We start from the raw sequence: 24443 nt of genomic DNA, 5'->3' as shown, positions 1-24443 counted from the left end.
GCCGAGCAGTTGGAGAGACCCGTGAGAAGAATCCGTACACCCCGTTGTGCCCGGACGGCCGTGGTCGCGATAGCCGCGACCACGGCCGCCCTGCTGTCGCTGCCCGCGACGGCAGGGGCCGTCACGCCGCCGCCGACCGTCGCCGCGCACCTGGCGGTGGTGCCGTACCCGGCGGGCGTCGCGCTGACCCCGGACGGCGGCCACGCCTACGTGACCAGCCAGAGCAGCGGCGCGGTCAGCGTGCTGGACACCGCGGCCAACACCGTGTCCGGCACCTTCACCGCCGGGAGCGGCTCGTACGCCGTGGCCGTGTCGCCCGACGGGCGCCGGGCCTACCTGACGCACCACCTGGACGGCACCGTCAGCGTCGTGGACACCGCCACCGACACCGTCACCGCGACCGTCCCGGTCGGCGCCCAGCCCTGGGGCCTGGCCCTCTCCCCGGACGGCTCGCGCGCCTACGTGGCCAACGCCGGGGCCGGCACCGTGAGCGTGCTGGACACCTCGTCCGCCACCGTGACCGCCACCGTCCCGGTCGGCGCCGAACCGCACGGGCTGGCCGTCTCCGCGGACGGCTCCCGGCTGTACGTCGCCGCCTCCGGCGACAAGGCGGTCACCGTGGTCGACACCGTGAGCAGCACGGTGAGCGGCACCGTCGCGGTCGGCCACGGCGCCTTCGGCCTCGCGCTCAGCCCGGACGGCACCCGGCTGTGGGCCGCCGACGGCGACGACGGCACCGCCGCCGTGATCGACACTGCCGCCGGTACCGTCCTCGGCACCGTCGCGGTCGGCTCCGGCCCCTACGCCGTGACGCTCTCCCCGGACGGCGCGGCGGCCTACGTCTCCAACTACGCCGACGACACCCTGAGCGTGGTGGACACCGCGAGCCGGACGGTCACCGCGACCGTCCCCGTGGGCGCCGGCCCGTACAGCCTGGCGCTGACCGCCGACGGGCGGCACGGCTACCTCGCCGACTTCACCGGCGGCGCCGTCGACGCGGTGCACTTCCCGCTGCCGGTGCCGGACGTCACCGCGATCAGCCCGAACGGCGGCTCCGGGGCGGGCGGCACCACGGTGACCGTCACCGGCACCGACCTGGCCGGCGCCACCGCGGTGACCTTCGGCGCGGCCGGCGCCGCCACCTCGTTCAGCTGCACCAGGACGAGCTGCACCGCGACCGCCCCCGCCACCACCGTCACCGGGCCGGTGGACGTACGGGTCACCGCGCCCGGCGGCACCAGTGCGGCCGTCGCCGCCGACCGCTTCACCTACACCGCCCCCGCCGCCCACCTGGGCGTCGAGCTCACCGCGACCCCGGTGGCCGGTCTGTTCTCCAGCCGGGTCGACTACACCGTCACCCTCACCGGGCAGGGCCCCGACCCGGTCCTCTCGGCCACCGTCGCCGCCGACCTGCCCGCCGGGCTGACCGCGACCTCCGGCGACTGCACCGTCTCCGCCGGGAAGCTCGGCTGCGCGCTGACGGCGCCGCTGGCCAAGGGCGCGAGCACCACCCGGCACTTCTCGATCGGGGTCGGCCTGTTCTCGCTGCTCCGCAGCTGGGACGTCACGGTGGCCCGCACCGGCGGAGCGCCCGCCGACCCGTCGCCCGCCACCAGCCGGGCGACCCGCAGCTGCACGGCGGTGCTCGGGCTGCTGATCACCTGCAGGTAGCGCCCGGCCCTGCGCGTGGCGCCCGTCCCGTCGCGGGCGGGCAGCCGGCCGGGCCCCGCCGAATCCTCTCGGCGGGGCCCGGCCTGGCGTTGCGCGGGCTCGCTCAGCGCGTGCTCAGTGCGTGCTCGACGCCTGTCCGGTGCCTGCTCGGCGTCGGCTCAGAGCTTCTGCCAGACCGGCTTCGCCGCGTAGGTGTCGCGGAAGTAGTCGGCGAGCTTGAGGCGGGAGGCGGCCGCCTCGTCCACCACCACGGTGGCGTGCGGGTGCAGCTGGAGCGCCGAGGCGGGGACGACCGCGGACAGCGGGCCCTCGACGGCGAGCGCGACGGCCTCGGCCTTGGCCTCGCCGGTCGCGAGCAGGACCAGGTGGCGGGCCTCCAGGATGGTGCCGATGCCCTGGGTGATGACGTGGTGCGGGACCTCGTCGATGCTGTCGAAGAAGCGGGCGTTGTCCACCCGGGTCTGCCGGGTCAGGGTCTTGATCCGGGTCCGGGAGGAGAGCGAGGAGCAGGGCTCGTTGAAGCCGATGTGGCCGTCCGTGCCGATGCCGAGCAGCTGGAGGTCGACGCCGCCGGCCTCGGCCAGCGCACGGTCGTAGGCGGCGGCGGCCGCGGCGATGTCGGAGGCGTTGCCGTCCGGGCCCAGGAAGGACTCCTCGGTCAGACCGAGCGGCTCCACGACCTCGCGCAGCACCACCGAGCGGTAGGACTCCGGGTGACCGGCGGGCAGGCCGACGTACTCGTCCAGCTGGCAGACGCGCGCCCTGGTGGCGTCCAGCCGGCCGTCGCGGACGCGCTCGGCCAGGGCCTGGTAGATCGGCAGCGGGGTCGAGCCGGTCGCGACGCCGAGCAGGGCGTCGGGCTTGTCGGTCAGCAGATCGGTGATCGCCGCGGCGATGAGTTCGCCGGCCGCACGGGCGTCAGGGACGATCACGATTTCCATACTGGGTCCACCGTTCTGAGGCGAGGCTGAGGTCTAGACCTCCGAGGTCTAGACCAGTTTGCCGTGAAGGGGTGCCCCAGGTCCACCCGGGTCCGGTGCCCGGACGATCTTCCGTCCACCGCCTCCGGCCGCCCTTCCGCCTGGTGGGGCGCCGGGGCCGGCCGTCGGGACGCGGTGTCCCGGCGGCCGGCCCGGTGGTGGTGCCCGCTACTGCTTCCCGCTCCCCGGCCGTCCGGACGGCTGCCCGGTCGTACGGACGGTGTGGGGGCGGTGGGCGCGGCGCTTCGGTGGCCCCGCGGTCAGAACGGCCTGGTGCAGGTGGTGACCTGCTGGGAGACGTCCAGTGCCGGGCCGGCGGTCGCGCAGATCAGGCGCGGCGCGGTGGCGGTCACCCGCGGAGTGACCGCCGTGGCGGAGCCGTACCGCACGGTGGTCGCGGAGGCGACCGTCTCCCACGGGCTGCCCCAGGCCTCCTGGGTGCGGATCTCGACCCGAACCAGCGTCAACTGGCCGGGGTCGGCGCTGACCTGGGCGACGCCCACGATGCCCTCGCCGTCGGCCTGGTGCGAGACGCAGGGCTGGTTGAGCACCGCGGCGCAGGCCACGGCGTCGGTGCCGGACGTCGCCGGGGCTGCCATGGCCGGAGCCGCCGTCAGGCCGGTGATCCCTGCCGCGGCCAGCGCCAGAGCTGCGATCCGAGCGCGCATAATGCGAACCTCCTTGGAAATTAAGGGAATCTCACTCCTTGAGATGAGTCTTGCACACATCGTGGAGGTCGTGCTGTGTGCGTTGCGTCACACCCATGGTGACCGTTCAACTACATCCTGCAACCATTCGCCCCCTGTTCAGCGCGCGGACAACTCCCGTCCTGACGGATGATCAGTTGATGGGAGCGGCATCCGCCCTGCGGCCCGCACGTCGGTGCCGGCGCCTTGACCGGTCCTTGAACCGCCCTTTTGCCCACCGTGTACGCGCCGCCGTCCGGCCGGGCCCGCTCGGCTGCGGAGGACGGCAACCCGGGCCGGGGCAGGCGGGGTTGGCCGTACCTCACTCGTCCGGGTGGCGGTGCGCCTGCGGAGCGGATCGGACGGATACCATCGACCCGATCCCACGGAGGTGCCGCGTGGACACGGTCATCGTTCAACTTCCCTGCCCCGGGCCCGGGATGGCGCCCGGCGACGCCCCCCGCCTGCTGCGCATGGGCCCGGGCGAGGCCGCGGTGTTCGGGCGCGGGGAGCCCGGCCGTCCGGCCCCCATCCCGCTGCCCGACCAGGGCGTCTCCCGCCGGGCGGGGGAGGTGGTCGCGGCCGAGGACTACTGGCGGCTGTCCAACTTCAGCACCTCGGCCACCTACGTGGTGGAGAACCTGGAGGGCGCGGGGGAGCACGTCAAGGTGGCGCCCGGCCGGCTCGGCGCGCCCGTCCCGTTCGAACTCTCCCGGGTGCTGCTGCCCGCCCTCGGCGAACCCGCCGCCTTCAAGGTGTTCGCCCCGCAGCACGCCTACCTCGACGGCCCGCCCGGCCGCGCCGACGGCGAGCGCACCGTCAGCCCGTTCGCCCTGGACCCGACCGCCAAGTACTTCCTGGTCCTGCTCGCGCTCTGCGAGCCCCGGCTGCGCTCGCCCTCCGCCGCGGCCGTCCCCGGGGTGACCGAGGTGCTCGCCCGGCTGCGCGCCCTGCCCGGCTGCCGCGGACTGAGCCGCTCGGCGGTGAACTACCACATCGACTACCTGGTGGAGACCAAGCTGCGGCTGCGCGAGCCGTACGAGGAGGGGGCGGGCGGCGGCAAGCGCGAGGAACTGGTCGCGCTGGCGCTGAGGTTCGACCTCGTCCGGGAGGAGCACCTGGCGCTGCTCCCGTCCCGGCGCGCGGCCGCCCGGCCGTGACGCCCGCCGCCCCGCCCGGGCCGGAGCCGACGGCGTCCGGGCCGGAGCCGGAGTCCTCCGAGCCGACGGAGCCCGGGCCCGAGCCGCCCGGCGGTCCGTCCTCCGAGGTCCCGGAGGGCTACCCGATCGCCGGCTACCGGCTCGGCGCCCTCCTCGGCGCGGGCGCCTGGGGCAGTGTGCACGCCGCCGAGGGCCCCGACGGCAGCCGGGTCGCCGTCAAGCTCCTCGGCGCGGCCCGGTTCAGCCCCGGCCAGCGCCGGACGGTGGCCCGGATGGCCCGCAGCGAGCAGCGCTTCAGCCGCCGCGCCGACCACCCCCACCTGATCCGCACCCTCGCCGTGGTCACCGTCGAGGACCCGGACCACCCGGCGCTGGACGGCGCCGTGGCCCTGGTGATGGAACGCGCCGCCCGCAGCCTCCAGGACCTGCTGGCCGGAGCCCGTCCCGGTACGGCGGTGCCCGGCGCCGAGCGCATCCTCACCGAGGTCTGCGCCGGGCTGACCCACATGCACCGGGCCGGCTGGGTGCACGGGGACCTGAAACCGGCCAATGTCCTGCTGATGCCCGACGGCACCGCCAAGATCGCCGACTTCGGCCTCACCGCCGAGCTGGAGGGCACCCACGCGTACGCGCCGCCGCTGGGCTCGCCCGACCACGTCCCGCCCGAGTGGTGGTCCGAGCGCACCGGCGCCCGGGGAGTCGTGGTGCGCCCCAGCGCCGACGTCTGGGCCTTCGGCGTGATCGCCCACCAGGTGCTCACCGGCGGCCTGCACCCCTTCCTCGGCGCCACCGCCCGGGCCCGCTCGCTGGCCGCCCAGGCGTACGCCCGGGGCGCCGCGCCGCTGCGGCTGGACGAGGCGTTGCCGGTGCGCTGGCGGCCCGTGGTCGCCGCCTGCCTCGCGCCCGGACGGGAGGAGCGGTCCCGGACCGAGCCGGCCGTGCTGGTGGCCCGGGCCGTCGCCCGGCCGGCCCGGCACCGCCGCGCCGCCGTCCGGGCCGGGGCGGGCCTGGCCGCCTGCGGGCTGGCCGTCCTCGCCCTGGCGGGCGGGCCGGAGCCCGGCGGACCGGGTGCCGCCCACCGGGCGGTGCCCCCGCCGCCCGGCGCGATCCCGGCCGGCTCGGACGTCCCGACGGCGTACCGGGGCATGATCGAGACCGCGGCGCGGCGCTGCCCGGAGCCGGAGGTCACCCCGGTGCTGCTGGCCGCCATGCTGAAGGCCGAGAGCGGCTTCGACCCGAACGCGGCCCGTCCGGAGACCGGCGAGTACGGCATCGCCATGTGGACGCCGTCCGTCTTCGAGGCCTGGGGCAGGGCCGCGACCCACCCCGGCCCGAAGTCGTACTGGGACCCGGGTGACGCGATCGCCGCGTTGGGCAACTACGCCTGCTGGCTCGACCAGCGGATGAGGCACCACGGCTTCACCCGCGACCTGCCCGCCCTGGTCGCGGCGGCGTACCGGACCAGCGACAAGACCGTGACGGCCGAGGGAGGCGTCCCGGAGCGCGTTCGGAAGCATGTCGACACAGTGCTCCAGTACCTCCACGACTACGGCGGGTGAGCGGAGAAACGGGATGAGTTGTGCCACAACGCCACGAATCCCGGCGCGGGCACCCGGGGGACGGGCCTCCGGTCTGGGATCCTCGGCGGCATGATCACGAAGCTCCGCTCCGCTGCCGCGCGATGGACCGTCGTCGTCCCCGTGGTGTCGTTCCTCGTCCTCGCCCTGACCTGGCACAAGGACCTGCCCGGCTGGGTGGTGGCGGTGGTCGCCTGCTTCCTGGTGGGCGCCGTGCTGTCCGCCGTGCACCACGCCGAGGTCATCGCGCACTGGTCGGGAGAGCCCTTCGGATCACTGGTCCTCGCGGTGGCGGTCACCGTGATCGAGGTCGCGCTGATCGTGACGCTGATGGCCGACGGCGGGGACAAGTCCTCCACGCTGGCCCGGGACACCGTCTTCGCCGCCGTGATGATCACTTGCAACGGCATCCTCGGCCTGTCCATCCTGGTCGCCGCCGTCAGGTACCGGACCGCCGTCTTCAACGCCGAGGGCACCGGCGCCGCGCTCGCCTGCATCGCCACCCTGGCGACCCTCAGCCTGGTGCTGCCGACCTTCACCACCAGCTCGCCCGGCCCGCAGTTCTCGACCACCCAGCTCACCTTCGCGGCCACCGCCTCGCTGGTGGTCTACGGGCTGTTCGTCGCGACCCAGACCGTCCGGCACCGGGACTACTTCCTGCCCGTCACCCCCGAGGGCCGGGTGCTGGACGAGGAGGACCACGCCTCCCCGCCCACCCTCCGGGCCGCCGGGGTCAGCCTGCTGCTGCTGGCCGTCGCCCTGGTGGCGGTGGTGGGCCTGGCCAAGGGCGTGTCGCCGACCATCGAGAAGGCGGTGGACGACGCCGGGCTCCCGCACGCCGTGGTCGGCGTGGTGATCGCCATGATGGTCCTGCTGCCGGAGACCATCGCGGCGCTGCGCGCGGCCGTCCGCAACCGGGTGCAGACCAGCCTCAACCTCGCCCTGGGCTCGGCGCTCGCCAGCATCGGCCTGACCATCCCGGCAGTCGCGATCGCCTCCAGCTGGCTCTCCGGCCCCCTCGTCCTCGGCCTCGACCCGGCGCACATGGTGCTGCTGACCCTGACGATCGTGCTGCTCACCCTCACGGTCATCCCGCGCCGGGCGACCCCGCTGCAGGGGGCGGTGCACCTGGCGGTGCTGGCGGGATACGTGGTGCTGGCGCTGAACCCGTGACGGCCCGCCGGCCGTAGTCGGGAGTGGAAGCCCCTGGCCCGTTCCCCCCGTGCAGGCCAGGGGCTTCCGGCGTACCCGGGGCCGTACCGGACGGTGCCGGTGGGGCCGACGCGTCCGAGGGGCCGACGGTGGACCCCGGAGGGCGGCGGTGAACCCGGGAGGGGGCGGCGGCCGTGGTTCCGGATGAGGGCCCTGGCTCACCCCCGTGGCCAGGGCCCCTCGTCGAGCCGGGCGCGACCGCCGGTGAACCCCCGAGGGGGTGCGCGCCGTGGAACGACAGGGAGCCCCTGGTCCCGCAGCTGCTCGCGGGACCAGGGGCTCAGTAGCGCCGCGGCTCAGTCGCGGCGCGCCGCCCGGGACGCGCCCGGGCGGGTACCTCAGGAGCTGGTGCGACGACGGCGGGCGTAGACCACCGCGCCCGCGCCGCCCAGCAGCAGCACGGTGCCGGCGCCCGCGTAGAGCAGGGTGCCGTCGCTACCGGTGGTGGCCAGCTTCTTCCCGTCCGAGGGGGCGCCCGGGATCGGGGTGGGGACGCTGACCTTGTCGGGCATGACCAGCGGCTGCTCCGGGTTGACCGGGGTCTCGGTGGTCGGGACGTGCACCGGCACGGTGGCGGTCGGCGCGTCCGACGGGGCCGGGCTCGGGGCGCCGGTGGCGGTCGGCTTCCCGGTGGGCTGCTCGGTCGGCTTCTCGGTGACCGGAGGCGTCACCGGGGCGGTCGCCGCCGGGGTGGTCGGGGTGGCACTCGGCGTCACCGGGGGCTTCGGCGTCTCGGTCGGCTTCGGGCTCCCGCTCGGCGGGGCCGGAGTCGTGGCCGGGGTGGTGGCGGGCGTCGTGGCCGGGACCGACGGGGTGTGCGAGGGCACCGCGGTCGGGCTGGTCGGCGGCGTCTTCACCGGGGTCGGCGTCACGCTCGGCGAGGGCTTGCCGGTCGGGGCCGGGCTCTGGCCGCCGCAGTCGACCTTGAAGACCTTGTGCTTGGGGTTGTTGAGCTTGGCGTCCTTCGGCAGCTTGCCGTCCACCAGCTCGACCGACTGCCAGTAGAGCTTGTAGTGGCCGTCCGGCAGGTGGATGTCCTCGGTGCGCACGTGGCCGTGCGGGTCGACCGGGATGTCGCCGAAGGCGGCGAGCGTCTCGCCCTTGGGGCCGACGGTGGAGATCGCCCAGATGACGTCCTGGTTGGCGTCGAAGCCGAAGGAGTCCAGGTAGAAGGTGCAGACCTTGGGCTCGTTGCGCACGTCCTCCTGGCCGGTGCCGGCGTCGTGGATCTTGACGGTGCCGTTGTTGCCGGGGGCACCGCCCTTGCCGCCCGCGGCGGCGTGCGCGGCGGGGGCGAGCAGCATGAGCGCGGCGGCGGTCGGGACGGCCACCAGGGAGCGCGCGGCGGTGGAACGGAGGTGCATCTGACTTCCATCGGGTACGGCAGGCCGGGACGGGCCCGCGCGGCGGCAGGGAGCCTCTGGTCGGCCGTTCGGCGGGAGCCGGTGTCGTGCGACGGGAGGGGCACAAAAGTTCCCGCAGCCGGGAACGTGACGCAAGGTGGGTTTGGCCGAAATGCATCGCTCCAGGCGATTGGTCCGACTAGTTCATTACAACGATCTGATTACCCGGTTGTCGGGGCTTCGTGTGCGTTCGAGCCGGTTGGCCGGTCAACTCCGGGACATGGTCCGGCGGGTGAACCCGGACCACCGCGGTGGCCGGTATTGACCGGTTCGCGGCGGCGGCCTGCGTGTCGGGGCGGCGGGCGGGTGCCGGGGTTCTCTATCGTCCGTCCGGAACCGCCCAGTCCGACGCTTCCGTCGCGCGGACAGCCGATCCGACCCGTGGGAGAGTGCGATGCCCGGTCCAGAGCAGACCGTCCGGCCCGAGCAGACGGCCCGGCCCGAGGAGGCCGCCGGGGGCGGGGAGGCCCTCCGGGCCGCGGAGAGCGCCGACGTGATCGTGGTCGGCGCCGGCCCGGCCGGCTCCACCGCCGCCGCCCACCTGGCCCGGACCGGACTGGACGTGCTGCTGCTGGAGAAGTCCGCCTTCCCGCGCGAGAAGGTCTGCGGGGACGGCCTCACCCCGCGCGTCGTCAAACAGCTCGCGGACCTCGGCATCGACGTATCCGAGGAGGCCGGCTGGCTGCACAACCGCGGCCTGCGGCTGATCTCCGGGCACCGCTCGATCGAGTTCGACTGGCCCGAGCTCTCCGCCTACCCCGGGTACGGACTGGTCCGGCGCCGCGCCGACTTCGACGAACTGCTCGCCCGCAGGGCCGCCTCCTGCGGTGCCAGGGTGGTCGAACGCGCCAATGTGACGGGCCCGTTGCTGGACGAGCGGACGGGCCGGATCACCGGCGTCACCGCCAAGCTGGGCGAGGAGCGCAGGCCGGTCGCCTACCGGGCCCCGGTCGTGGTCGCCGCCGACGGCAACTCCACCCGGCTGTCGGTGGCGATGAAGCGCTACCGCCGTACCGACCGCGCGATGGGCGTCGCCTACCGGACGTACTTCACCACCCCGCGGCACGACGACCGCTACCTGGAGGCCTGGCTCGACCTGCGCGACCCCAAGGACCCGGCCCGGCGCCTGCTGCCCGGCTACGCCTGGGTGTTCGGCATGGGCGACGGCACCGCCAACGTCGGACTCGGGGTCCTGGACACCGCCAAGACCGAGGTGGACTGGCGGGAGCTGCTGCGCCACTGGTGCGACGGCCTGCCGCCGGAGTACGGCTACGGCCCCGACGCGGTCACCGAGCCGATCCGCGGCGCCGCCCTGCCGATGGGCCTCAACCGCCAGCCCCACTACGCCGACGGCCTGCTGCTGGTCGGCGACGCGGGCGGCACGGTCAGCCCGGGCACCGGCGAGGGCATCGCCTACGCGATGGAGTCCGGCCGCTACGCCGCCGAGACGATCGTCCAGGCCCTCGCCCGCCGCACCGACCGCGGCCGCGAACTCGCCCTGCGCGCCTACCCGCAGGCGCTGCGCTCCGCCTACGCGGGCTACTTCGCCCTCGGCCGCCTGGCCGCCGACCTGCTGGGCCGCCCGAAGCTGCTCGGCGCGGCCGGGGCCGCCGGGCTCGGCCACCCGGCGCTGCTGAAGGTGGCGTTCCGGCTGATGGTCAACCTGACCGAGCCGAACTCCAAGGACGCCCTCGACCGGCTGCTCCACCTGCTCGGGCGGGTCGCCCCGGGGAGGTGACCCGGCGGCGCCGGACCGCTCATCCTCGCGGGTGGGCGGGCCCGGCGTCCCGGGTTCGGCCGAATCCGCAGGGTCGAACGCTCGGACGTACGGGTCATGTTGACGAATGATCAGGTGATCCGATTGCTTGGTGTCGAACCAGCCGCGGAGGGTGAGCACACCGCCCCTCCGCGGCTCCTTTCTCGACCGCTGACCCGTTCGACGGAGACACCATGCGCCTTCGCCTTCGCCTGCTCGTAGCGCCGCTCGCCGCGGCCGCCGCCCTCACCGCCGTGAGCACCCCCGCCGCCGTCGCGGCCCCGGCGGCCACCCCCTCCGACCAGTGCTCCGCCGCCTTCCGCGACGACGACGCCCGCCTCGGCCCCGCCGACCTCCCGACCACCGGACCGGTCGGCCGCCAGCTCGCCGGCTACCAGCGCACCGGCGGGGCGAGCGACCAGGACTTCCTCGCCGAGTACTACGACCCGGCCGGCAACGGCGGCAAGGGCGGCTGGACGTACCCGCCGGCCGACGGCTACGTCACCCGGCCCGACGGCACCCCGATCGAGTTCGACCTCACGCTCCACCCCGACCAGAACATCGACCGCTACGGCAGCGAGTACGGCGCCTTCCTCGCCCCCGAGGGCCTGCCCTACGCCAACCGCGCCATCCCGCCGCAGAGCCTGGACGGCAACCCGCCGGCGGCCTGCAACTACCACGACTACAAGGTGGTCAAGGCCTTCACGGTGCACGCCGGCCCGATCGCGCCGTGGTTCAACCAGCCCGGCTGGGGCCTCCAGTACCAGCTCGACGGCGCCCTGCTGCCCGGCGGCCCGGCCAGGCTGAACGTGCTCTGGCTGGTGGAGAACGGCTACCTGGCCCGGATCTGACCCGCTCCGCTCCCCGTACGGCGGCGTCCGGGGGCGCCCGGTGCGAGCCGGCCACCGCGCGCCGCCGCCACGCCGGGACCGCCGGACGCCGAGCCGCGGCGTCCCGACGCCGGATTATTCGCTGGCGGACGCCGGGCGGCGGGGGATAGGAAGACCGGATGACCATCAGCGATCCCGTCACCGACCGGCGCGTCTTCCGCCCCACCGTCCTCGACCTGGGCGACGCCACGCTGCGCCCGTGGGGCCGTGCCCTCGACGTGCCCGGTGGCGTCGTGCCCGCCCTGGTCGCCGCCTCGCGGGACCCGGCCGTCGCCCGCTGGAGCCCGCTCGGCGGCACCGGCCCGGTGGTCCCCGAGACGTACCTCGACCGCTGCGAGGAGCGCTGGGCCGCCGGCACCGCGGCCTCCTTCGCCGTCCTCGACGCCGCCGACGGCAGCCTGTGCGGCAACGTCTACCTGGGGTGGACCGACCGGGAGGACGGGGTGGCCATGATCGGCTACTGGCTGGTCGCCGCCGCCCGTGGCCGGGGCCTGGCCTCCCGGGCCGCCACCGCCGTCACCCGCTGGGCCGTGGAGCACGCCGACGTCCGCCGCGTCGAGCTCTACCACGCCGTCGCCAACGCGGACTCCTGCCGGGTCGCCGAGCGGGCCGGCTTCCCCTACGAGGGCACCCTGCGCGGCTCCTACACCTACGGCGGGGGCGTCTACGTCGACGAGCACCTCCACGCCCGGCTGGCCTCCGACCCGTTCCCGGACTGAGGGCCCGCCCCCGGCCTCCCGGGCCCGTGGACCCGCGGGGCCGGGGGCCGCAGGCTGCGCGCGAGGCGGGGGAGCGACCTAACCTGGAAGGGAGCGTCCGGTGTGTCGCCCGCGAACGGAATCGGTGGTCATGACGGTGATCTCGGCGGCCCTCTTCGGTACCGACTGGTGGCAGCCCGCACTGCCCGGCGGTACCGAGTTGCTGCGCGAGTGCGCCGCCCGGGGGTGGACGGTGGTGCTGACCGGCCCCGGGCCGGCCGGGGCGCCGGCCCTCACCGTGGCCGATCCCGGGGGCGACCCGGTGCGGGCCGCGCTGGACCTGGTGGACGGCAGGCCCTCGCACGCCGTGGCCGTCGCCGGGAGCGTGCGCGAGGTCCGGGCGGCGCGGCGGGCCGGACTGCCCTGCGTCGCCCTGGCGGCGGGCCGGGACACCGGCCCGGAACTGCGGGCGGCGGGCGCGGCCGAGGTCCACCGCGACGCCGCCGCGCTGTTGGGCGTCCTGGACGACAGCCTGCTCGCCCGCCCCCGGGCCTTCGGGCCCGTCGGCGCCGGAACAGCCGGCGCCCCGAACGGTTAGCGCCCGCCCGTACCGGGCAACCGCCGGGTGCGAGCACGTCACCGGAGGTGTCGGAGGTGACCGAGATGGACGGCCCCGCGTTGAGCGGATGGGAGCGGCGGCTCCTCGAGGAGATCGAGTCCGATCTGCGCCAGGACACACGGCTCGACCGGAAGTTGAGCACGATGGGCGCCAAGCCGCCCAGCCGGGCCCGGGGCGTGCTGCGCGCGGTCGGCCGCAGGATTTCGGCGGGGGTGGTGCTCACCGCCCTGGTGATGACGGTGATCTGCCTCGGCGTGGGCGTACGGACGCCGGTCACCTCCGTGCTGGTCGCGCTCGGCGTGGTCTGGGTGGCCACGGTGGCGGCCGCGGTCGCGACCGCCGAGCTGCTGCGCCGCCGCAGGGCGGCCCACGGCGGCACCGGACCCGTGGACCCGGCACAGGCCCGGGAACACCGGGAGCGCCGCGAGCGGCGCCCCTGGGACCGACCGGAGGCGTGACGCCATGACCACCGACCTGTGGGAGTACCGCCCGGGCTCCCACCCCGCCGCCGACCTCGCGCTGACCGGGTACGAGGTGCACGCCACCGACGGCCCGGTCGGCCGGGTCGTGGAGGACGCCGGGGACCACCTGCTGGTCGACGCCGGGCCCTGGGTGCCGGGCACCCGGGTGCTCGTCCCGGCCGGGCTGATCGCCCGGCTCGACCACCTGGACCACGCCGTCCACCTCGACTGCCCGCGCGCCAGGCTGAGTTCCGCCCCGCCCGTGGCCGTCGACCTGACCGCCCCGCTCCCGCGCTGAGCGACCGAACCATGGGCTGGCCCGCCACCACGCTCACCGGCCGGACGATCGCCTTCCTGGTCGCGCCGGACGGGGTCGAGCAGGCCGAACTGACCGACCCCTGGCAGGCGGTCGCCGAGTCCGGCGGCACCCCGCGGCTGCTGTCCACCGCCGAGGGCCGGGTCCGGGCCGTCCGGCACCGCGCCCCGGGCGACACCTTCGCCGTGGACGCCGTGGTCGCCGAGGCGGACCCGGCCGACTACGACGGGCTGGTCCTGCCCGGCGGCGTCGCCAACCCCGACCAGCTGCGCCTGGACCGCCCGGCGGTCGCCTTCGTGCACGCCTGCTGCGCCGCCGGCCGGCCGGTCGCGGCGATCTGCCACGCGGCCTGGACGCTCATCGAGGCCGACGCCGTGCGCGGGCGCACCCTCACCTCCTGGCCCAGCCTGCGCACCGACCTGGTCAACGCCGGCGCGCAGTGGGTGGACGAGCCGGTGCACGTCTGCCACGACGGCCCCGGCCCGCTCGTCACCAGCCGCAAGCCGGGCGACCTGCCGCTGTTCGACGACGCCTTCGTGACGGAGTTCGCCCACGTGGCGCCGAAGCGGCGGCGCTGACGGCGGGCGGGCGCGTCGGCCCCCCGGTCGGCCCTCCTGTCAGTCCCCCCGGAGCCGGACGAAGGTGGCGGCGGGCGGTCGGCCCGTGAGGGTGAGTTCGGCGCGCAGGGGAGAGGTCAGCGGGTGCACCGGGCCGTGGTCGGGGTCGGTGGCGGGCGGCCCGAGCAGCGGGCGGACGATCTCGGCGACCTCGCGGGACTGGACCGCGGTGAGCCGCGGGGTGGTCAGGAACACCCGGCCGTCGTCGAGCTGGAGGACCAGCGCGTGCGGGTGGGCGGCCGGGCCGGTGACGGCGCGGACGGTGGCGTCGAGGGTGTCGCTGCGGCGGTACTTGACCCAGACCCGGCCGGCGCCGCGCGGGCGGTAGGAGGAGGCGGCGGCCTTGCAGACCAGGCCCTCCACACCGGTGTCGGCGAGCCGCTCCATCCACTCCAACGCCTCCGCCCGGTCCGTGGTGGCCATCACCGGCTGGACCGGCGGCGGAACGTCGGCGAGGGCGGCGAGCAGCAGCCGGCGCCGGTCGGTGAGCGGCAGTCGGCGCACGTCGCGGCCGGGCAGCGCCAGCACGTCGAAGGCGATCAGGCCGAGCGCCACCTCGGGCGCGGCCGCGCGGGCCTGGCGGGTGCGCAGCAGCTCGCCGAAGGCGAACCGGCCGCCGCGCCAGGCGACCAGCTCGGCGTCCAGCACCAGCCCCTCGGGCAGCCGGGCGACGGCCGCGGCGACCGGCGGGAACTCGGGGGCGAGGTCCCGGCCGCTGCGGGACTGGAGGTAGGCGGGCTCGTCGCCGCGGGCGAAGGCGACGCAGCGGAAGCCGTCCAGTTTCAGCTCGTACAGCACGCCCCCGCCGCCCAGGCCGTCGGCGGGCGGGACGGCGGTCACGGCGGCCGGGCGCATCACCTCGACGGGCGGGTGCAGCACCTGGCGCGGCGCCTGCGCCCGGCGCGGCCGCGGCTGCTGTTCCGGTGCCGGTGCCGGTCCGGACGCCGAGGGCGCGGCGGGCAGCGGCCGGGCCCGCTCCCGGTCCAGCAGCGGGGCGAGCAGGTCGCCGTGCGCGGCCAGCCGGTCCGGCACCTCGGCGAGGGTGAAGACCAGGTCCCGCTCGGCGGCGGCCCGCTCCAGCTCCGCCCAGTCCAGCGGGGTGGAGACGGTCGGCAGCGGCCGGGCCCGCAGGGTGTACGGGGCGGCGGTGGTCTTCTTGGCGTTGTTCTGCGACCAGTCGACCAGCACCCGGCCCCGGCGGCGGGCCTTGGCCATCGTGTGCACCACCAGGTCCGGGTGCTCGGCCTCCAGGGCGGCGGCCAGCGCCTTCGCGTACGCGGAGACCCGGGCGCTGGGCGTGGGCTCGATCGGGACCAGCAGGTGCAGGCCCTTGGAGCCGGACGTCTTCACCCAGGCCGCCAGGCCGTCGGCGGCGAGCCGCTCGCGCAGCAGCAGCGCGACCGTACGGCAGGTCAGCACGTCGGCGCCCTCGCCGGGGTCGAGGTCCAGCACCAGCCGGTCGGCGAGGGCGGGCGCGGCGGCGTGCCACTGCGGGACGTGCAGCTCCAGGCAGCCCAGGTTGGCGACCGCCAGCAGGGCCGCGCCGTCCTCCAGCACCACCTGGCGCAGCTCGCCGGTGCTGCTCGGCACGTCGACCGTGCGCACCCAGTCCGGGGTGCCGGGCGGTGGGTTCTTGGCGACGAAGACCTCCGCCTCGACCCCGTCCGGGCAGCGCAGGAAGGAGACCGGGCGGTCGCGCAGGTGCGGGAGCAGCGCGGTGTGCACGGCGGCGTAGTAGCGCAGCACCTCGCCCTTGGGGGTGCCGGTGCGCGGGTAGTACACCTTGTCGAGGTGGGAGAGGGCGAGGGTGCGCCCGTCCACCGTCATCTGCGGCACGGTCCGCCTCCGGTGCGTCGGATCGAGTGGCCCCCGCGGCCGTGGCGCACCCGCGTCACCCCCGGGGGCGGGCGACCGGCCGGGGCGCACCCGGGTAGGTGCCGAAGTACCAGCGGTTGCCCTCCGGGTCGGCGGCGGCGAAGTCGCGCGAGCCGTAGTCCGTCTCGTACAGCCCGGTGGTGATCCGCGCCCCGGCGGCCACCGCGCGGGCGTGCACGCCGTCCGGGTCGGCGGTGACCACGTACGCGGAGAAGCCGCCGGGCCGGCCCGGCCAGGGCTCGGCGCCCTCGGGCGGCTCGCGGTCGGAGCCGAGCATCACGCCGCCGCCCTCGGGCCAGGCGAGTTCGGCGTGCGCGACGAAGTCGCCCTCCCCGTAGGTGACGACCTCCTGGAAGCCGAAGGCGTCGACCAGGAAGCGGATCAGGGCCCGGGCGTCGGTGGCGCGCAGGCTGGGCCAGACCTGTGGGGCGGGGGTCTCGGTGGCGTCCATGGATCACTCCTCGGGAAGCGCGGGTCGTCCTGCCTCCCACTCTGCGGCCGTCCCCCGCGCCCTGCCCTCGGACGCGCCGGACCGCGCTGCTCCGGCCCCTGCGCCGTGGGCCAGGGGTCGCGGGCGGCGGCGGGGTTGCTTATGGTGATGGCGCGGTCACACCGCTTCCGCTCGGACGGCGGGAGCCCGGGAGCACCGCCGGGGGGACGCGGGGGGACCGGCGGGGGGAACCATCGACGAAGGAGTCCCCGTGACCACTGCCCGAGACATCATGCACACTGGCGCCCAGTGCATCGGCGCCCACCAGACGCTGGCCGAGGCCGCGCAGATGATGCGCGACAAGAACGTGGGCGCGCTGCCGATCTGCGGCGACGACCAGAAGCTGAAGGGCATCATCACCGACCGCGACATCGTGCTGCGATGTATCGCGGAGGGCAAGGACCCGGCCCGGATGACGGCCATGGAGCTCTCCGGCCACCTGCACTGCGTGCGCGCCGAGGACAGCATGGACACCGTGCTGCGCAAGATGGAGCAGCACCAGATCCGGCGCATCCCGGTGATCGACGGGGAGCGGCTGGTGGGCATGATCAGCGAGGCCGACCTGGCGATGGGGCACCGCGACGGCCAGCGGTTGACCGACCAGCAGATCATCGAGTTCATGGACAGCGTCTACATGATGCGGTGACCGGCCGGCGCCCGCGCGCCCCGTCCCCGCCCCAGCCCCCGTGACCGGCCGGTCCCCGTACCGGCCGGGCCCGGGGGTGTGTCGTGCGGCCCGGCCAGGAGTCGTACGGTCGGGCCGGGCCGTCCAGGGTTCGGACGGCCGTCCAGGGTTCGGACCCTTCTTTCCCGCCCGCCGGGACGCGGGCACAATTCGGCCCATGGGACAGCAGTACGAAGGAATCGACGGCCGGCTGCGCCGGTTCATCGAGCGCCAGCCGGTCTACTTCGTGGCCACCGCTCCGCTGGCCGCCGACGGACACGTCAACCTCTCCCCCAAGGGCCGCTCCGGGACGCTCGTGGTGGTCGACGAACTCACCCTCGCCTACCTGGACTTCGGCGGTTCGCAGGCCGAGACCGTCGCCCACCTGCGGGAGAACGGCCGGATCACCCTGATGTGGTGCTCCTTCGAGGGCCCGCCGACCGTGGTGCGGGTGCACGGGCGCGGCGAGCCGGTGTTCCGCGACGACCCGCGGTTCGCCGGACTGCTCGGCCGCTTCGACCCGGCCGCGGACGGCTCCGGCCTGCGGGCGATCGTGCTGGTCCGGGCCGAGCGGGTGAGCGACTCCTGCGGGTACGCGGTGCCGTTCATGGACTACCGCGGCGACCGCGACCTGCACGCCCGGTACTTCGACCGCAAGGACGAGGAGGAGTTCGGCGCCTACTGCGAGCGCAAGCCGCTGGTCGGCACCAGCCTCGACGGCCTGCCGGCCGTCCCGCTGCCGCTGCCGCCCCGGCCGTCCTGAGTGCGGGCGCGGAACGCGACGAGGCCGCCGCACCCCGAGGTGGGGTGCGGCGGCCTCGTGGCACACGGTCTTACTTGGTCAGACCGGCCTTGACGGAGCAGACCGGCCAGGCGCCGGGGCCCTGGGCGGCGAGCACCTTCTCGCCGATGGCGATCTGCTGCGCCTTGCTGGCCTGGTGGGCCTGCGGGGCGTACGCGGTGCCACCGAAGGCGGCCCAGGTGCTGGAGGTGAACTGCAGGCCGCCGTAGAAGCCGTTGCCGGAGTTGATGGCCCAGTTGCCGGTCGCCTCACAGGCGGCGACCTTGTCCCAGACCGACGCCGGCGCGGCGGAGGCGCTGGTGGCCGTGACGAGGCCGGCCACCGGCAGGGCGGTGAGCGCCCCGGCCATCAGAGCCATCCGGACGCGGTTGCGGCGCTTCGGGGTGGCGGTGGTGGTGGCAGCGGCGGTCTCGTTACGGAAGGTCATGGATTTCCTTTCGGAGGGCTTTGCGAGCGCGCGGAACCAGGCCCTCGGAAGGCCGTCGGTTTCGGGGACACGTCACTCGCGTGGTCCTGCACCGTCCTGCCCGGGGGCGGTTGGCCCGGCCGGAGCGGATCGCTCGGTGCAACGGGTTCGAAGTTACGGGGGTGGCCGTGGCGGTTTCAAGGATTCGAAGGTTTAGCCACGTCAGAGGGCTGTTACCGGGCGTAAAGATCAAGGAAATGTGGCGATTTCGCCTGATTTCCCACCTTTTCCAAGATCAAATCGGCGCTGGAAGTGGCCCGCGCCACTCCGAACGGGCCCGGAAACCGCTGTGAGGCCGCCCACACGATCGACGGTGCGTGACGACCGGCCAGCCACCGGTGCCGATTCCGCCGCCCCGGCCGTCGGCCCGGGTGGCCCGCACCACAGCCCTCACCCGGAGCGCCCCCTGCCGTCACTCCCGGTGGCGGGCATAGCCTCGGCCCATGAGCAACGAGAGCGATGCGGCGGACACGGCGGACGCGGGAGAGGCGGCCGCCGGTGCGGGTGGAGCGGCGGGCGCCGGTGGGGGAGGAGCGGCCGAGGCCGGGGGGCCGATCGGCGCCCAGGACCACGAGGCGGCGGCCGCGCCCGCGGGCTTCGAGCTGGGCACCGACGGTCCCAGCGTGGTCCTGGCCGGTCTGGACGGCTCCGACTCCTCCTGGCGCGCCACCGCCTACGCCGCCGGACTGGCCCGCCGGCAGGGTGCCGTCCTCGCCGTGGCGTACATCCAGCCGATCCTCGGGGCGGCGACCGCCCTGGCCGGGGCCGCGGTGGAGGAGACCACCCAGGAGATCGCCGAGGAACTGCTGGCCGCGCTGCGCGAGGCCGAGCAGCGGGTGCGCGAGGTGTGGAAGGTGGAGTGGCGTTTCCTGACCAGGCGCGGCGACCCGTACACCGGTCTCGCCAAGCTCGCGGACGAGCTGCGCGCCGACGCGGTGGTGGTCGGCGCCTCCGAGCAGGCCGGGCACCGGGTGATCGGTTCGGTGGCGGTCCGGCTGGTGAAGGCCGGCCGCTGGCCGGTCACCGTGGTGCCGTAGCCGTAGCCGTAGCCGTAGCCGTAGCCGTAGCCGTAGATGTAGTGGTGGCCGTGGGCCCTGGGCCGTGAGCGGCGCGGTCGTGCGGCCGCGCGGGCCGTGGTCGGTGAACGGGCGGCCGCCCGCAGGGGGCCGGGGCGGCGGCCGGTAGGGTGCGTGACCATGACGGACACGCGGGGCACGCACCCCTCCGAGCCCGCCCACCCGACCGGCAACGACCTGCACCTGGACCTCCCCGCCACCGGCGGCCGCCGTGCCGCGCTGATGTCGGCGCTGCGCGAGGCGATCCGCAGCGGCAGACTGGCCCCCGGCACCCGACTGCCCCCCTACCGCGCCCTCGCCGCCGACCTCGGCCTGGCCCGCAACACCGCCGCCGAGGCCTACGCCGAACTCGTCGCCGAGGGCTGGCTCACCGCCCGCCAGGGCTCCGGCACCACCGTCGCCGAACGTGCCGAACCCGTCCCGCGGGCCCGGGCCCGCCGGCCCTCCCGCCGCCCCGGTCCCATCCACGACCTGCGCCAGGGCCAGCCCGACGCCTCCTCCTTCCCGCGCACCGGCTGGCTCGCCGCCGCCCGCCGGGCCCTCACCGCCGCCCCCAACGAGGCCTTCGGCCCGGGCGATCCCCAGGGCCGGCGCGAACTGCGCACCGTCCTCGCCGACTACCTCGCGCGCGCCCGCGGGGTGCGCACCGACCCCGACCGGATCGTGGTCTGCTCCGGCTTCGCCCACGCGCTGCGGCTGCTCTTCGACGGCGCCTCGCCCGTCCTGCCGTCCGCCGAGCACGGCCCGCTGGCCGTCGAGGCGTACGGGCTGGGGTTCCACCGGGGGCTGCTGGCCGCCGCGGGCGTCACCACCGTGCCGCTGCCGATCGACGAACGGGGGGCCCGCACCGGCGAGTTGGCGCGGCACCCGGACGTCCGGACGGCCCTGCTGACCCCCGCCCACCAGTTCCCGACAGGAGGCCCGCTGGAGCCGGGCCGCCGCGCCGCCGTGGTCGACTGGGCGCGCGGGCGCGGCGGGCTGGTCCTGGAGGACGACTACGACGGGGAGTTCCGCTACGACCGCCAGCCGGTCGGCGCCCTCCAGGGGCTCGACCCCGAACGGGTGGTCTACCTCGGCAGCGCCAGCAAGAGCCTGACCCCCGCGCTGCGGCTCGGCTGGATGGTGCTGCCCGACCACCTGGTGGACCGGGTGCTCGCCGCCAAGGGCGAACGCGAGGGCTGGGCCAGCGCCCTGGACCAGCTCACCCTCGCCGAGTTCATCGACTCCGGCGGCTACGACCGCCACGTGCGCCGGATGCGCCGCCGCTACCGGGAGCGCCGCGACCAGCTGGTGGCCGCACTCGCCGCCCGCGCCCCGCACGTCGAGGTGTCCGGCATCGCGGCCGGGCTGCACGCGGTGCTGCGCCTGGAGCCGGGCACCGAGCGCTCGGTGCTCAAGGCCGCCGCCTACCGGGGCCTGGCCGTCGACGGGCTCGCCGACTACCGCCACCCGGCGGTGGGCGAGGAGGCGATGCCCGCCGTCGACGGCCTGGTGGTCGGCTACGCCACGCCGCCGGACCACGCCTACCCGGCGGCGATCGGCGCGCTCTGCGACATCCTGCCGCCGTGCGGGTGAGGTCGGTGGCAGGGCCCCGGGAGGGCGGCGAAGCATAGGCCCCCGGGCACACCGGCGGGGGCGGAACGCGGGCGGCGTGGTGCCCGGTGTCCGCTCGCCGCTCCTGCGTCGGTACGGACCGGAGCCGAGGAGCGGAACCCTGGCGGAAGCGGGGCCTACGCTCCTTGGTCATGCGCAGAACACATCCGCGTCGCATCGCGCTCGCCGCGTGTCCGGCCCTCGTGGCCGGTCTGCTCCTCTCCGCCGCCCCCGCGGCCCGGGCCGACGGCCGGCTGCCCCTCACGGTCGTCTCCGACCGGCAGACCACCGTCCGGGGCGGCGGGTTCACGCTCACCCTGACGCTCACCAACCCGCACGACACCCCGATCCAGTTCGTCTACCAGAGCATCCAGGAGACCTACGGCACCGGTCGGCAGGCCGGTCTCAAGTTCACCGCGACGGCCTGCGGCACCCAGACCAACGGGTGCAGTGACAACGTCCACGGCGGCATCGCCCGCTACAACGTGCCGCTCGCCCCGGGCGCCGGCAGCGCCTTCACGGTGACGTACACCGTGGCCCCCGATTCGGCCTGCGGCCCGGACGTCCGGATCGACTTCTACTCCTACCTGTACTACGAGTACCAGGGCGGCGAGTCCAACGACTCGGGCATCGTCGGCATCCCCGGCACCCAGGTCGCCTGCGTCTGACCCTTGGGCACCGGCGGCACCGGCGGTGCGACCGCCGGACCTCCCCGGCGCAGGGGCCCGACCGCGCACCCCCCGATCACCCGTCAGGTGCCGGCTTCCCCCGTGCCGGCGCCTGGCGGGCCGTTCGCGTTTCCCGGAGGGGCCGCGCCGCTGCCGGGGCGGTGTGCCGGGTTGACGCCGGGCGACGGCTCCGGACCGGCCCGGCCGGGCGGCGGCCGGGGCGGGAAGGCCGTTGGCAGTACGGGGATCGCAGCGGCGAACGGATGTTCCCGGAGTCCTCGGGGCCATAGGGGCGGACCGGGCGAGATTCACCCTATCGGGGGGTAGTGGGCCTTCGTTCGGGCTCCGCCGGGGCCTGGTGATCTAGGGTTCCGGATGGGCCGCCGCGAGAGGGTGGCCGGTACTTCGCGAAATTCGCCAACGCCCCCACCGAGAAGCGGATCTGACGGTCCGCCATGCCATGCGTCAGGGCGGGCCGGTACGCCCCTGGACGCGTGACCCGATCACAGGAATGGAGAGCCCTGCCGATGACCGTGGACACGAGCCCGGAGGCAGTGCAGGCCAAGCAGCAGAGCCTTGCGACGGCTGCTGCCCGGAACCTTGCCACCACGACCAAGTCCGCACCGCAGATGCAGGAGATCACCTCCCGCTGGCTGCTCAAGGTGCTCCCCTGGGTCCAGGCGGCCGGTGGCGCCTACCGCGTCAACCGCCGGCTCACCTACGCCGTCGGCAACGGGGTGGTGGAGTTCATCAAGACCGGCTCCCAGGTGCGGGTGATCCCGGCCGAGCTGGGCGAGCTGGCCCTGCTGCGCGGCTACGAGGACGAGGACGTCCTCGCCGCCCTGGCCGACCGCTGCCAGCAGCGGGACTTCGGCCCCGGCGAGGTGCTCACCACCCAGGGCGACGCCGCCGACAGGATCTTCCTCATCGCCCACGGCAAGGTCAACAAGATCGGCACCGGCAAGTACGGCGACGAGACCGTGGTCGGCGTGGCCGGCGACGGCGACCGCTTCGGCGAGGACGGGCTGCTGAACCCCGACGCCGTCTGGGAGTTCACGGCCAAGACCGCCACCGCCGGTGTCGCCCTGACGCTGAGCCGGGCGGACTTCGCCACGATCCGGGACAACGCGCCCGGCCTCCAGGAGCACCTCCAGGCCTTCCTGGCCTTGCCGCTCCAGGCGCAGAACGAGCGCGGCGAGGCCGAGATCGCGATGTCGGCCGGCCACCACGGCGAGTACGAGCTGCCCGGCGCCTTCGTGGACTACGAGCTCAAGCCCCGTGAGTACGAGCTGAGCGTCGCGCAGACCGTCCTGAAGGTCCACACCCGCGTCGCGGACCTGTACAACCAGCCGATGAACCAGACCGAGCACCAGCTGCGGCTGACGATCGAGGCCCTGCGCGAGCGCCAGGAGCACGAGCTGGTCAACAACCCGGAGTTCGGCCTGCTCAACAACGCCGACTTCGACCAGCGCATCCAGACCCACTCCGGCCCGCCCACCCCGGACGACCTGGACGAGCTGCTCAACCGCCGCCGTGACCCGGACTACCTGCTCGCCCACCCGCGGACCATCGCCGCGATCGGCCGGGAGCTGAACGCCCGCGGGCTGTACCCCACCCACGTCGACCTCGGCGGGCAGCAGGTGCCGGCCTGGCGCGGGGTGCCGATCCTGCCCTGCAACAAGATCCCGATCACCAAGGAGAACACGAGCTCGATCCTGGTGATCCGTACCGGCGAGGACAACCAGGGCGTCATCGGCCTGCACCAGACCGGCATCCCGGACGAGTACCAGCCGTCGCTGTCGGTCCGCTTCATGGGCATCGACGAGAAGGCGATCATCTCGTACCTGGTCAGCGCCTACTACTCGGCCGCCATCCTGGTGCCGGACGCGGTCGGCGTGCTGGAGAACGTGGAGATCGCTCACACCCGCCACTGAGCGCGCGGAACGGCGAGCACGGGCCGTAACCGGTCGGCTCGAAGATCGTTTGACCTGATGACGGACGGCCTGCCCCCGAGGGCAGGCCGTCCGCCTGACCATGTCTGATCACTTCTGGTCGCGCCCGATGGGTCTTCCGTCATGGGTGCGACCGAATTCGACAGCTATGTCTGTTCTGTCCTGCCACCCGTTCCCTCGCGGCCGGTCGGCCCGAGCCCGTTCCGTCCTCCCCGGACGACCCGAGAGGTGTCCGGACGACCCGAGAGGTGTGTGGAGCCCATGCCCCAGCGTCGGCAGATCCGCCGGATACCGCCCGGCGGCGGTGGGGGATCGGCGCCCGGGCGGCGGGCGCGGCTGGGCGGGGCGGCGGCCGGCGTGGTCGCTCTCTGCGCGCTGGTCGGCGGGGCGACCGCGTCCGGTGCCGGGAACGCCGGCGGGTACCCGCACGGCCCGCACGGCCCGGTGGTGGACGTCTGCGTGTGCAACGAGACCGACATGTCGATGTCGGTGCGGCCGGGCGGCCAGGTGACGGTCGACGTGGACGTGGACGTCCAGGTCGGGGTCGACGTGGCGCCGAGCGTCGGGCCGGGGCATCCGGGGCCCCGGCCTCCGCACGGGCACCACCCCTGCCCCACGCCCAAGCCCACCCCGAAGCCGACCGGCCCGCCGAAGCCCACTGTGCCGCCGAAGCCGACCGGGCCCTCGAAGCCGACCACGCCGCCGAAGCCCACCGGCCCCCCGATCCACTCGCCGTCCTTCTCGTCGCCCGCCGTCCCCTCGCCGCCGTTCGCCTCGCCCTCGCGTCCGGCGGGCCCGCGCGGTGGGACCG

22 protein-coding genes and 2 pseudogenes are annotated in these 24443 nt (G+C 75.2%); 17 read left to right on the top strand and 7 right to left on the bottom strand.

Annotation, left to right across the window (positions count from 1 at the left end; genetic code table 11):
* The first annotated feature begins 21 nt into the window (after positions 1-21).
* Positions 22-1671, top strand: coding sequence for a beta-propeller fold lactonase family protein (locus tag ACIQI7_RS02895; RefSeq protein ID WP_401104299.1), 1650 nt, complete (start codon positions 22-24; stop codon positions 1669-1671).
* 158 nt (positions 1672-1829) lie between these two features.
* On the opposite strand, the gene nagB is transcribed toward ACIQI7_RS02895, so the two are convergent.
* Entirely contained in the window at positions 1830-2612 is a 783-nt protein-coding gene (nagB, locus tag ACIQI7_RS02890) for a glucosamine-6-phosphate deaminase (protein WP_401104296.1), read from the bottom strand.
* Between the two features lie 299 nt (positions 2613-2911).
* Positions 2912-3319, bottom strand: a complete 408-nt coding sequence (locus ACIQI7_RS02885) for a hypothetical protein (protein WP_401104293.1) — start codon at positions 3317-3319, stop codon at positions 2912-2914.
* A 416-nt stretch (positions 3320-3735) separates the two neighbouring features.
* On the opposite strand from ACIQI7_RS02885, the gene ACIQI7_RS02880 reads away from it, so the two are divergent.
* From ACIQI7_RS02880 to ACIQI7_RS02870, 3 genes are all read left to right on the top strand, one after another.
* A complete protein-coding gene (locus tag ACIQI7_RS02880; RefSeq protein WP_401104290.1) occupies positions 3736-4497 on the top strand; it encodes a serine/threonine protein kinase in 762 nt (253 codons plus the stop codon).
* Positions 4494-6056 (top strand): protein kinase, encoded by a 1563-nt coding sequence (locus ACIQI7_RS02875; protein WP_401104287.1) that lies wholly within the window; start codon positions 4494-4496, stop codon positions 6054-6056. Before ACIQI7_RS02880 ends, ACIQI7_RS02875 begins: the two co-directional genes overlap by 4 nt.
* Positions 6057-6146: 90 nt before the next feature.
* Positions 6147-7247 (top strand): calcium:proton antiporter, encoded by a 1101-nt coding sequence (locus tag ACIQI7_RS02870; RefSeq protein ID WP_401104285.1) that lies wholly within the window; start codon positions 6147-6149, stop codon positions 7245-7247.
* A gap of 377 nt (positions 7248-7624) precedes the next feature.
* Here ACIQI7_RS02870 and ACIQI7_RS02865 read toward each other — a convergent pair whose 3' ends face one another.
* Positions 7625-8650: an LPXTG cell wall anchor domain-containing protein gene (locus ACIQI7_RS02865; RefSeq protein WP_401104282.1), complete on the bottom strand. Its 1026-nt coding sequence runs from the start codon at positions 8648-8650 to the stop codon at positions 7625-7627.
* Positions 8651-9083: 433 nt separating this feature from the next.
* On the opposite strand from ACIQI7_RS02865, the gene ACIQI7_RS02860 reads away from it, so the two are divergent.
* From ACIQI7_RS02860 to ACIQI7_RS02830, 7 genes are all read left to right on the top strand, one after another.
* On the top strand, positions 9084-10427 hold the full coding sequence (locus tag ACIQI7_RS02860; protein ID WP_401104280.1) for a geranylgeranyl reductase family protein: 1344 nt from the start codon (positions 9084-9086) through the stop codon (positions 10425-10427).
* 212 nt (positions 10428-10639) lie between these two features.
* Positions 10640-11296 carry a TNT domain-containing protein gene (locus ACIQI7_RS02855; RefSeq protein WP_401104278.1) on the top strand — a complete coding sequence of 219 codons (657 nt, stop codon included), beginning with the start codon at positions 10640-10642 and terminating at the stop codon, positions 11294-11296.
* A gap of 158 nt (positions 11297-11454) precedes the next feature.
* Positions 11455-12054 (top strand): GNAT family N-acetyltransferase, encoded by a 600-nt coding sequence (locus tag ACIQI7_RS02850; protein ID WP_401104276.1) that lies wholly within the window; start codon positions 11455-11457, stop codon positions 12052-12054.
* Between the two features lie 130 nt (positions 12055-12184).
* Positions 12185-12631: an HAD family hydrolase gene (locus ACIQI7_RS02845; protein WP_401104274.1), complete on the top strand. Its 447-nt coding sequence runs from the start codon at positions 12185-12187 to the stop codon at positions 12629-12631.
* Positions 12632-12696: 65 nt separating this feature from the next.
* Positions 12697-13110, top strand: a complete 414-nt coding sequence (locus tag ACIQI7_RS02840) for a DUF3040 domain-containing protein (RefSeq protein ID WP_401104565.1) — start codon at positions 12697-12699, stop codon at positions 13108-13110.
* A gap of 4 nt (positions 13111-13114) precedes the next feature.
* Positions 13115-13411, top strand: a complete 297-nt coding sequence (locus ACIQI7_RS02835; RefSeq protein ID WP_401104271.1) for a PRC-barrel domain containing protein — start codon at positions 13115-13117, stop codon at positions 13409-13411.
* A gap of 11 nt (positions 13412-13422) precedes the next feature.
* The gene (locus ACIQI7_RS02830; RefSeq protein ID WP_401104270.1) at positions 13423-14007 is read left to right on the top strand and encodes a type 1 glutamine amidotransferase domain-containing protein; all 585 of its coding nucleotides are present in this window, start codon (positions 13423-13425) and stop codon (positions 14005-14007) included.
* Between the two features lie 39 nt (positions 14008-14046).
* Here ACIQI7_RS02830 and ACIQI7_RS02825 read toward each other — a convergent pair whose 3' ends face one another.
* The 3 genes and pseudogenes from ACIQI7_RS02825 to ACIQI7_RS02815 all read right to left on the bottom strand — a co-directional run bounded on the left by ACIQI7_RS02825 (position 14047) and on the right by ACIQI7_RS02815 (position 16372).
* Positions 14047-14901, bottom strand: a complete 855-nt coding sequence (locus tag ACIQI7_RS02825; RefSeq protein ID WP_401104563.1) for a DNA ligase — start codon at positions 14899-14901, stop codon at positions 14047-14049.
* A gap of 102 nt (positions 14902-15003) precedes the next feature.
* Positions 15004-15873, bottom strand: a pseudogene (gene ligD, locus ACIQI7_RS02820) (non-homologous end-joining DNA ligase); the annotation flags it as partial.
* A 64-nt stretch (positions 15874-15937) separates the two neighbouring features.
* A complete protein-coding gene (locus ACIQI7_RS02815) occupies positions 15938-16372 on the bottom strand; it encodes a VOC family protein (RefSeq protein WP_401104268.1) in 435 nt (144 codons plus the stop codon).
* A 250-nt stretch (positions 16373-16622) separates the two neighbouring features.
* On the opposite strand from ACIQI7_RS02815, the gene ACIQI7_RS02810 reads away from it, so the two are divergent.
* Positions 16623-17057 (top strand): CBS domain-containing protein, encoded by a 435-nt coding sequence (locus ACIQI7_RS02810; RefSeq protein ID WP_387753613.1) that lies wholly within the window; start codon positions 16623-16625, stop codon positions 17055-17057.
* Positions 17058-17253: 196 nt separating this feature from the next.
* Positions 17254-17838, top strand: a complete 585-nt coding sequence (locus ACIQI7_RS02805) for a pyridoxamine 5'-phosphate oxidase family protein (protein WP_401104264.1) — start codon at positions 17254-17256, stop codon at positions 17836-17838.
* Positions 17839-17911: 73 nt separating this feature from the next.
* Here ACIQI7_RS02805 and ACIQI7_RS02800 read toward each other — a convergent pair.
* Positions 17912-18235 (bottom strand): annotated as a pseudogene (locus ACIQI7_RS02800) (transglycosylase family protein); the annotation flags it as partial.
* Between the two features lie 662 nt (positions 18236-18897).
* Between ACIQI7_RS02800 and ACIQI7_RS02795 the strand changes: the two are divergent.
* The 4 genes from ACIQI7_RS02795 (at position 18898) to ACIQI7_RS02780 (ending at position 23614) form a co-directional block, all read left to right on the top strand.
* Positions 18898-19380, top strand: a complete 483-nt coding sequence (locus ACIQI7_RS02795) for a universal stress protein (RefSeq protein ID WP_401104560.1) — start codon at positions 18898-18900, stop codon at positions 19378-19380.
* A 159-nt stretch (positions 19381-19539) separates the two neighbouring features.
* The gene (locus ACIQI7_RS02790) at positions 19540-20994 is read left to right on the top strand and encodes a PLP-dependent aminotransferase family protein (protein WP_401104261.1); all 1455 of its coding nucleotides are present in this window, start codon (positions 19540-19542) and stop codon (positions 20992-20994) included.
* A 170-nt stretch (positions 20995-21164) separates the two neighbouring features.
* Positions 21165-21680: a hypothetical protein gene (locus tag ACIQI7_RS02785; protein ID WP_401104258.1), complete on the top strand. Its 516-nt coding sequence runs from the start codon at positions 21165-21167 to the stop codon at positions 21678-21680.
* Positions 21681-22207: 527 nt separating this feature from the next.
* Positions 22208-23614 carry a family 2B encapsulin nanocompartment shell protein gene (locus tag ACIQI7_RS02780; RefSeq protein ID WP_401104255.1) on the top strand — a complete coding sequence of 469 codons (1407 nt, stop codon included), beginning with the start codon at positions 22208-22210 and terminating at the stop codon, positions 23612-23614.
* Positions 23615-24443: the final 829 nt, after the last annotated feature.

The organism is Kitasatospora sp. NPDC092039 (genome assembly GCF_044756065.1).
In the GTDB taxonomy this organism is placed as follows: domain Bacteria; phylum Actinomycetota; class Actinomycetes; order Streptomycetales; family Streptomycetaceae; genus Kitasatospora.
Note: the sequence above shows the minus strand (reverse complement) of the source record. Positions and strands in the feature narration are given on the sequence as shown.

What these genes read in the sequence shown, in the direction of transcription:
- ACIQI7_RS02860 (WP_401104280.1), top strand. Translation starts at nt 9,084, where the DNA reads ATGCCCGGTCCAGAGCAGACCGTCCGGCCCGAGCAGACGGCCCGGCCC.
- ACIQI7_RS02785 (WP_401104258.1), top strand. Translation starts at nt 21,165, where the DNA reads ATGCGCAGAACACATCCGCGTCGCATCGCGCTCGCCGCGTGTCCGGCC.
- ACIQI7_RS02815 (WP_401104268.1), bottom strand. Translation starts at nt 16,372, where the DNA reads ATGGACGCCACCGAGACCCCCGCCCCACAGGTCTGGCCCAGCCTGCGC.
- ACIQI7_RS02840 (WP_401104565.1), top strand. Translation starts at nt 12,697, where the DNA reads ATGGACGGCCCCGCGTTGAGCGGATGGGAGCGGCGGCTCCTCGAGGAG.
- ACIQI7_RS02850 (WP_401104276.1), top strand. Translation starts at nt 11,455, where the DNA reads ATGACCATCAGCGATCCCGTCACCGACCGGCGCGTCTTCCGCCCCACC.
- nagB (WP_401104296.1), bottom strand. Translation starts at nt 2,612, where the DNA reads ATGGAAATCGTGATCGTCCCTGACGCCCGTGCGGCCGGCGAACTCATC.
- ACIQI7_RS02830 (WP_401104270.1), top strand. Translation starts at nt 13,423, where the DNA reads ATGGGCTGGCCCGCCACCACGCTCACCGGCCGGACGATCGCCTTCCTG.
- ACIQI7_RS02780 (WP_401104255.1), top strand. Translation starts at nt 22,208, where the DNA reads ATGACCGTGGACACGAGCCCGGAGGCAGTGCAGGCCAAGCAGCAGAGC.
- ACIQI7_RS02835 (WP_401104271.1), top strand. Translation starts at nt 13,115, where the DNA reads ATGACCACCGACCTGTGGGAGTACCGCCCGGGCTCCCACCCCGCCGCC.
- ACIQI7_RS02870 (WP_401104285.1), top strand. Translation starts at nt 6,147, where the DNA reads ATGATCACGAAGCTCCGCTCCGCTGCCGCGCGATGGACCGTCGTCGTC.
- ACIQI7_RS02855 (WP_401104278.1), top strand. Translation starts at nt 10,640, where the DNA reads ATGCGCCTTCGCCTTCGCCTGCTCGTAGCGCCGCTCGCCGCGGCCGCC.
- ACIQI7_RS02885 (WP_401104293.1), bottom strand. Translation starts at nt 3,319, where the DNA reads ATGCGCGCTCGGATCGCAGCTCTGGCGCTGGCCGCGGCAGGGATCACC.
- ACIQI7_RS02805 (WP_401104264.1), top strand. Translation starts at nt 17,254, where the DNA reads ATGGGACAGCAGTACGAAGGAATCGACGGCCGGCTGCGCCGGTTCATC.
- ACIQI7_RS02845 (WP_401104274.1), top strand. Translation starts at nt 12,185, where the DNA reads ATGACGGTGATCTCGGCGGCCCTCTTCGGTACCGACTGGTGGCAGCCC.
- ACIQI7_RS02790 (WP_401104261.1), top strand. Translation starts at nt 19,540, where the DNA reads ATGACGGACACGCGGGGCACGCACCCCTCCGAGCCCGCCCACCCGACC.
- ACIQI7_RS02865 (WP_401104282.1), bottom strand. Translation starts at nt 8,650, where the DNA reads ATGCACCTCCGTTCCACCGCCGCGCGCTCCCTGGTGGCCGTCCCGACC.
- ACIQI7_RS02825 (WP_401104563.1), bottom strand. Translation starts at nt 14,901, where the DNA reads ATGCGCCCGGCCGCCGTGACCGCCGTCCCGCCCGCCGACGGCCTGGGC.